We start from the raw sequence: 6,868 nt of genomic DNA, 5'->3' as shown, positions 1-6,868 counted from the left end.
TGGGCGCTGATCCGCTTTATCCAGCGGCTGCCGCAGCCGTCGATGAGAGCAAGATGGAAGTCCTTGTGCCGGCTTTCCCATTCCGAGCTTTCATTCTGGCCGGTCTCGCCGCGATGTGTCCGTGACAGGCGATGGAGCGCCAGTATGAGATTTTCTTCCCATTCCAGGTCGAACCGCTCGATYGATTCACGAATGGCCAGGCCGTCGATCCACCAGCGCGTCTTGACCAGTTCCTTCAGTTCTTCGGCGCTGACCGGCGCTACACGAAAGCCTTTCTGCTCCTCGAGCGCCACGAAGCCTTCTGAAAGAAGCCGGTTCAGCGCCTCCCGAACCGGGCTGCTCGCCGTGTTGAACCGCCGGCGCAAGGCTTCCGCGCGAATCTTCTCGCCCGGACGCATCCGCCCGTTGAGAATGTCAGCGCGCAATTGCGCATAGACAGACTGGGTCAGCGTCGCCGGTTGGCGCTCTCCCGCTCCATCCGTCGGGGTAACGGCATCCTCGGCGGACTTGTCGTTCAGGAACATGTCAACCATCTTGCTCTTTCAGAATGGCGCCGAGACAGCGGCGGGGCGAAGCGATAGAGATGCATCCGGCAAAGTCCAATCCCTGAATGGCCGTCCAGCCGCGGCTGCGCATTCGACCCGACCCGCCCGTGATACGTCGCGTATCGGGGGCCGGCGCCATTCCAGAACTGAAGCGGCGATGCATCGACAGGCAGCTCCTTCTGCATCATTTGCTGCCCCCCTTGCCCAGGGGGCCGCGGCGTCGCTGCGGTCCAGAAGCGACAGAAGTCACCTTCAAATGGGCCTTGCCGGTTCGGCTCCCCCTGCCTTGAGGCGTGCGAGCGCGGTGCGGTGGGCGATGCGATCGAGCAGGGTGACCATTTCCTCGAGTTCGCCGGCGGGCAGTTCCTGCGTGATGAAGACGATCCGCGTGCGCTGATCCTCATCGGGCCATTCGGGAAGCCAGGTCAGGTTGTGCAGCAGATGCTGCGCGCCCTGGATGAYCGCCGGCCGCCCGGGTTCCTCGCGCACGTTCACCAGCCCTTTCACCCGCAGCAGGTTGGCGCCGAGATGCTTTTCCAGAGACGTCAGCAGCAGGTTCAGCGCCTCACGCGGGAGCGGTTCGTCGCGGATGAGGTTGAACGACGCGATGCTGCTATCGTGCCCGTGCGGCGCGTGCGCTGCATGACCATGTTCCGTGTCGGACGCCGCATGGCTGGAAGCAGCGCCAAGCGCGGCGTCGATCCAGGCTTTCGCCGCGCGCCGATCCTCTCTCGGATCGGCCATCAACTTGCGCATCACGCCGACGGGATCTGCCGCCAGATCATCGCTTTCCAGCACCGGGGCGCTGCCGTTGATCTGGCCCAGGCGGACGATCAGCGCCGCCTTGCGCGCCGCGCGCTCGGCSGGCTCCAGCAGGTCCGTCTTGGTAAGGAGAATGCTGTCCGCCAGGGCGATCTGCCGCACGGAAACGGGATGATCCGCCAGGGTCGCCTCCGCGTTCACCGCATCGACGGTGGCCACGACCGCGCCCATTCGGAACAGCCCTTCGAGCGTCGGTTCGGACAGAAAAGCCTGGAGGATCGGCCCCGCCTCCGCCAGGCCGGAGGTTTCGATGACGACGTGATTGAAGTCGACCTCGCCTGCCTCGCGGGCATGGTATAGYCGGTTGAGGGTCTGGATGAGATCGCCGAACACCGTGCAGCACAGGCAGCCATTCTCCAGCACCATGATCGTGTCGTCACTCGCCGTGGTGAGGGCGTGATCGATCCCGATCTCTCCGAACTCGTTGATGATCACCGCGGTGCGCGTCATCGCCGGATCGCGCAGGGCGCGATTGAGCAAGGTGGTCTTTCCGCTTCCAAGGAAGCCGGTCAGCAATGTGACCGGCGTCCTCAGATCCTGTTTGGGGGTCGGCATGCGTGGCCTCAGGCAGGTGCGCGGTGATTGGCGTACAGCTGTGGCCGAAGCGAGGGCTGAGCCATACGGTACTTGGGTGCATACTCAGCCGTCGCGCCAAGTTCCTCGGCGGCGTGCCATGCCCAGCGGGGGTCGTACAGCGCGTCGCGGCCGATCACCACGAAGTCCGCCTTGCCAGAAGCGACGATTTCTTCGGCCTGCTGGGCACCGCCACCGATCAGGCCGACCGACATGGTCGTGATATCCGCCTCCTTGCGGATTCTTTCGCCGAACGGCACCTGATAGCCGGCCGCCAGCGGAATTTGCTGGCGGTGATCGAGCCCGGCCGTGGTGACGTCGATGAAGTCGCACCCCAGCGCCTTGAGCGCCTTGGCGAACTCGACCGCCTCATCGGGATTGAAGCCTCCATCGACCCAGTCGGTCGCTGAAACGCGAATGCCCATCGGCTTGTGCGCCGGCCATTCCGCCCGCATCGCCTTGAACACCTCAAGCGGGAAGCGCATGCGGTTTTCCAGCGATCCACCGAACTCGTCGGTGCGCTGGTTGGCGAGCGGCGAGAGGAACTGGTGGATGAGGTAGCCGTGGCCGCCATGCATCTCGATCAGGTCGAAACCAATTCGTTCGGCGCGTGCGACGGCCTGGCGATGGGCTTCGACGAGGCCGACAATTTCGGGCCTGGTCAGTTCGCGAGGCGCCGGATAGTCGCCGAACGGGATCGCCGACGGCCCGACCGTTTCCCATGCGCCTTCCTCTGCGGTCAATGCCTTGCCGCCCAGCGCCGGAGGCTGCTGCGAGCCCTTGCGTCCGGCGTGCCCGAGCTGGATGCCCAGCTTGGCGACGCCGTAGGTGCGGCAGAAGTCGACGACGCGCTTCAGGGCGGCTTCGTTGTCATCGGAGCACAAGGTGGCGCAGCGCGGCGAAATCCGGCCTTCCGGCGAGACGTTCGTCATTTCGACCATGACCAGGCCTGCAGCGCCCATCGCCAGACCGCCAAGGTGGACCAGATGCCAGTCGTTGGCCGATCCTTCGTTCGAATTATATTGGCACATCGGCGAGACCACGATCCGGTTGGAGAGGGTGAGGTCGCGAAGGCTAATCGGCGAAAAGAGCGTGCTGGTCATGGGTTGAAGGCTTTCTCTTGATGGTTGAGTAAATGGGTTTGCGATGAAATCAGGCCAGTCCGCTGGCGCGGGCCTGGGCACGGGCCATGACGATCCAGTCGCGCTCGGCATCGCCATCGGCGATCGCGCGTGACAGGCGATCGCGGCAGACCTCGGCGCTGGGCAGCGGAACGCCGTTGGCAGCGCCCGTGGTCAGCGCCAGATCGACGTCTTTCAGCGCCAGTGTGGCGGTGAAGCCGACATCATCCCAGCTGCGATCCACGATCGCGCGCGAATAACCGGTATAGGCCGGACAGGAGAACACACCTTCGGTCAACACGTCGCGCAGCGTTTCGGGGTCGGCTCCAGCCTTCTCGACCAGGCTGAACGCCTCGCCCATGACCTCGATCGCGCAGGCCAGCACCATATTGTTGGTSAGTTTCAGCAGCGAGGCGGTGGCGGGCTCGGAGCCGGCGGCGAATGTCCGCTTGCCAATGGCGTCGAACAGCGGTTGCGCGTGCGCGACGGCGTCGGCGGGGCCCGCCGCGATGATGCCGAGCTGSCCTGCCGCCACGGCGGTAGGCCGGCCCAGCACSGGAGCCGCGACGAGAMWCTGACCGGCCTTCGCATGCGCGGCGGTCAGGTTGCGGATCGTGTCGCTGCGGTGGGTTCCCATCGCGATGTGCAGGCCGCCAGGCGCGAGGCTCTCGATCAGGCCGCCCGGCCCACAAGATCATGGCCCGCATCCAGCAGCCGCCGGGCCATTGCCTGGCCCATGCGTCCAAGACCTATGAAAACTACCTTCACAATAAAGCTCCGTATTCATCACGCCCGCGCATCAATGCGAGCCGTAAATGCCGACCACCGCGCAACACAGCGCCCAGAAGACCGGCCATTCGCTTCCGCCTATATGCCAGAGCCATTTGCGCGATACATTGATGGGATGCACCAGAACCCAAACCGCTCGAAAGGTCTGGCAATTCATGCAGGGTAGCTCGCTTTCACGCTCTCCAAATCCTGCGAGGACATCATCGACCACTGCTGTCATGCGAGGATCAAGCTCATCGACCAGTCCTTGCGCGTGATGTCCATGAAAGTAGGCCGGGGGCACACGCCTTCTGATCAATGCACCGTGATATCAGGCGGGATGACCCGAGGCTGTCTCGTGCAAACCTGGCACAAATCCAGCCGCCAGCCGCCAGCAAATGCCGGCGGCCGCTTTATGGCGCGGCCTAACGTTCGACCAGCGCCAACACGCGCAAGGGGCTGCCCGAACCGTCCTTGATCTTGAGCGGTGGGGTGATCAGCATTGAGCCAGTGGGAGGCAGGAGATGCAGGTTTGCAAGGCTCGACAGGCCAAATTTATTGCTTCCATGCATGTAATGGTGGCAAGGATTCGGCTGGGAAAAGGTGGCGCCCTGACCGGCATCCGTTCCTACAGGTTCGGTACCGATGCCGATAACGTCGCGCTCATGGGCCAGGAATTTGGCAACATCGGGATGGTTGCCCGGCCAGTGACCGCCATCCTCGCGCATGTTGAGAAACCGATCGGTATAATTGCGGGATGACCATCCCGTGCGGATGAGGGCCCAAGAACCGGCGGGAATACGGCCATGTTCGGCTTCCCACTTCTCAATGTCGTCCATGGTGGTTACAAATTCTTCATCCTCCCCCGCGCGATTGGAAACGTCGATCACGCAGGCGGGAGCGATGAACTTCCTGACGGGAATGGTGTCCGTCGCACCATCTTCGTAATGCCGGCCAGAAATCCAGTGCGCAGGCGCGTCGAAGTGCGTCCCGGTATGTTCGCCGCAGTGAATATTGTTCCAGTACCAGTCCGGCCCGCGCTCGTCGAAGCGGGAGATTTCTTCCAGTCGGAAAACCTGTATTTGCTGAGCGAATTGGTCAGGCAGTTTGAAGATCGGCGTACGTTCCTCAAGGGTATGGGTGAGGTCGATTATCTCCACCGATCCATTCGAGAGAGCCGTAGCCAATTGGTTCAGGAGTGACATGATATTCTCCTCTGGTTTTCGGTAGAATTTTGCAAGTTTTCTCAAATTGGCCTTGAGGTCGTCAAGAGACCCGATTTGGAGACACTGCGGGAACGCCCGCCATGGCGATGACCGGATCATCGATGGCCTCGGGAATGCGGCCAATCCCGCTACCTGTCGGCTTCAGAACCGTCGTGCGCAGCAGCGGATAAAGCGTGATAGAGATGATGAGGGTCGTTATCGCCTCAATCGGCATGACGCGTGCGAGAACATAATGGGCGGCGAACGCAGAGACCAGCAGTGTAACGCCCCCTGCCCAATTCATATTCTCCGCCTCAGCCGGGATAGTCTTCGGCTCTTTGCGAAGCAGCGTCTTCACAATATAATAGTCCGCGACGATAATCCCTGCGAAGGCCGTCACCAGCACCCCCAATATAGTGACCCAGGAATTGATCAATTCCAGGATGCTCCCGTAGAGCATCAGGAGCCCGAGGACGTTTGCGAGGATGACAAAGGTCAACCTGCTCATTCGCAGATTAAGTGCGTCGAACAGGTTGGATAGAGAAAGCGAGGCGGCGTAGTTGTTCAGAACCTGGGTCTTGCCCTGTGCGAGAACCAGCAGCCAGGCACCCATTGCGCCGCCTAGAACCACGAAGGCGGCCACAATGCTGTCCGGGCTCTCGAGCGACGCCCTTTGTGCGGCCTCATGGCTCATTCCGGCAGTCTGCGTATAGAAATCAACAAGCGCGGGGCCGCCGGCATACATAATGATGCCGCCAAGCCAGAGCATTCCGACATCCAACGACAGGAGGCCGATCAGCGTCGAAATCCCCACGTCTCTCGAGCGGCGGGCGTATCTGCCGATATCCGCGCCGAACATCGCCATCCCCCCCGCCGAGCCAATGAGCACGTTTACCGCGAAGATGAACCGGCCTGCGGGGCTGTCGGCGCCCATGGCCTTCAGAGCATCGTGGGGGAATTGGGGGCCGAACGTAACGAGACTAGCGACCGAACGGTCGCCGTTAGAAACCACGAGGTAGGTGATATACACCAGCACCAGCGAGGACAGGATGAGCGTTATCGACGACGTCCGGGCGATCAGCTTGAACCCGTAGGAGGTAAGAACAATCCAGAGGGTCGTCATCAATCCATAGATAAGGATCTTGTTGGTCAGCGTGTCGTGAAGCTCAAAGTAGAATAAAAATCCGCGATATAAGAGGACATTCTCGAGGGCTAGAAAGCCTATTATCATGAACGAATATATTATCGAAGATATTACCGACCCTTTTTTGCCGAATCCGAAGTATCGGGACATGACAGTGCTGGACAATCCGGTGCGGTAAGCGACATGGGAGCTGGCCCAGCTTAGAGGCCAGCAAATCACGGCCACGATCAGGCCGGCGATTACCGCGACCTGGAACCCCGCGACAAATGTCACCAGCGCGCCAAAGAATAGCTGGACCAGTGAGACCACCACGCCAGCCGTGCTCCAGGTCAATGCCAGCCATCCCTGGCGCTGATCGTCGGGCACCCGTTCCAGGGCGTGGTCTTCAATGGTTTCCGAGAGACGGTTGTCATTCATGGCCGCATTCCTCTGGGTAGGTGCTCTCTCACATCGCGTATTTCTTCGCAGGCGCAGGGACGCAAATCACCGCTATCGTTTCACCGCCGGTCGGCCAAGTCGCGCGATGCGGCCGACGGGACCTGTCACTTCGCCGCATGCGCGGTCAGCTTGAGCGACTTGTAGCCGCGCAGGACATTGTTCGAGATGCGTTCAGCCTCGTGCAGCTCGAACCGTTCCACCCGAGGTATGAGTGCGGAAAGCAACGCAGAGATTTCCATCCGGGCGAGATTG

General features: G+C 61.6%; 8 protein-coding genes. All 8 read right to left on the bottom strand.

Going from position 1 to position 6,868, the window contains the following annotated elements; all coding sequences use genetic code 11:
• Window positions 1–524, bottom strand: a 524-nt coding sequence (locus tag AC1DQK_RS19020; protein ID WP_477873415.1) for a GntR family transcriptional regulator, incomplete at its 3' end; no start/stop codon positions are given.
• A gap of 273 nt (window positions 525–797) precedes the next feature.
• On the bottom strand, window positions 798–1,922 hold the full coding sequence (locus AC1DQK_RS19015; protein ID WP_477873413.1) for a CobW family GTP-binding protein: 1,125 nt from the start codon (window positions 1,920–1,922) through the stop codon (window positions 798–800).
• An 8-nt stretch (window positions 1,923–1,930) separates the two neighbouring features.
• Complete coding sequence (locus tag AC1DQK_RS19010) at window positions 1,931–3,043, bottom strand: NADH:flavin oxidoreductase/NADH oxidase (protein WP_477873411.1); 1,113 nt, start codon at window positions 3,041–3,043, stop codon at window positions 1,931–1,933.
• 49 nt (window positions 3,044–3,092) lie between these two features.
• Window positions 3,093–3,734, bottom strand: coding sequence for an NAD(P)-dependent oxidoreductase (locus AC1DQK_RS19005; RefSeq protein WP_477873417.1), 642 nt, complete (start codon window positions 3,732–3,734; stop codon window positions 3,093–3,095).
• Window positions 3,734–3,829 carry an NAD(P)-binding domain-containing protein gene (locus AC1DQK_RS19000; RefSeq protein WP_477873409.1) on the bottom strand — a complete coding sequence of 32 codons (96 nt, stop codon included), beginning with the start codon at window positions 3,827–3,829 and terminating at the stop codon, window positions 3,734–3,736. The genes AC1DQK_RS19005 and AC1DQK_RS19000 overlap by 1 nt, the downstream gene beginning before the upstream one ends.
• A gap of 31 nt (window positions 3,830–3,860) precedes the next feature.
• The gene (locus AC1DQK_RS18995; protein WP_477873407.1) at window positions 3,861–4,070 is read right to left on the bottom strand and encodes a hypothetical protein; all 210 of its coding nucleotides are present in this window, start codon (window positions 4,068–4,070) and stop codon (window positions 3,861–3,863) included.
• 184 nt (window positions 4,071–4,254) lie between these two features.
• On the bottom strand, window positions 4,255–5,034 hold the full coding sequence (locus AC1DQK_RS18990) for a cyclase family protein (RefSeq protein ID WP_477873405.1): 780 nt from the start codon (window positions 5,032–5,034) through the stop codon (window positions 4,255–4,257).
• 61 nt (window positions 5,035–5,095) lie between these two features.
• Window positions 5,096–6,595 (bottom strand): purine-cytosine permease family protein, encoded by a 1,500-nt coding sequence (locus AC1DQK_RS18985; protein ID WP_477873403.1) that lies wholly within the window; start codon window positions 6,593–6,595, stop codon window positions 5,096–5,098.
• Between the last annotated feature and the right edge of the window lie 273 nt (window positions 6,596–6,868).

This window comes from Rhizorhabdus sp. P4_G5 (assembly GCF_056401065.1).
This window is presented reverse-complemented; position numbering and strand designations above follow the sequence as displayed.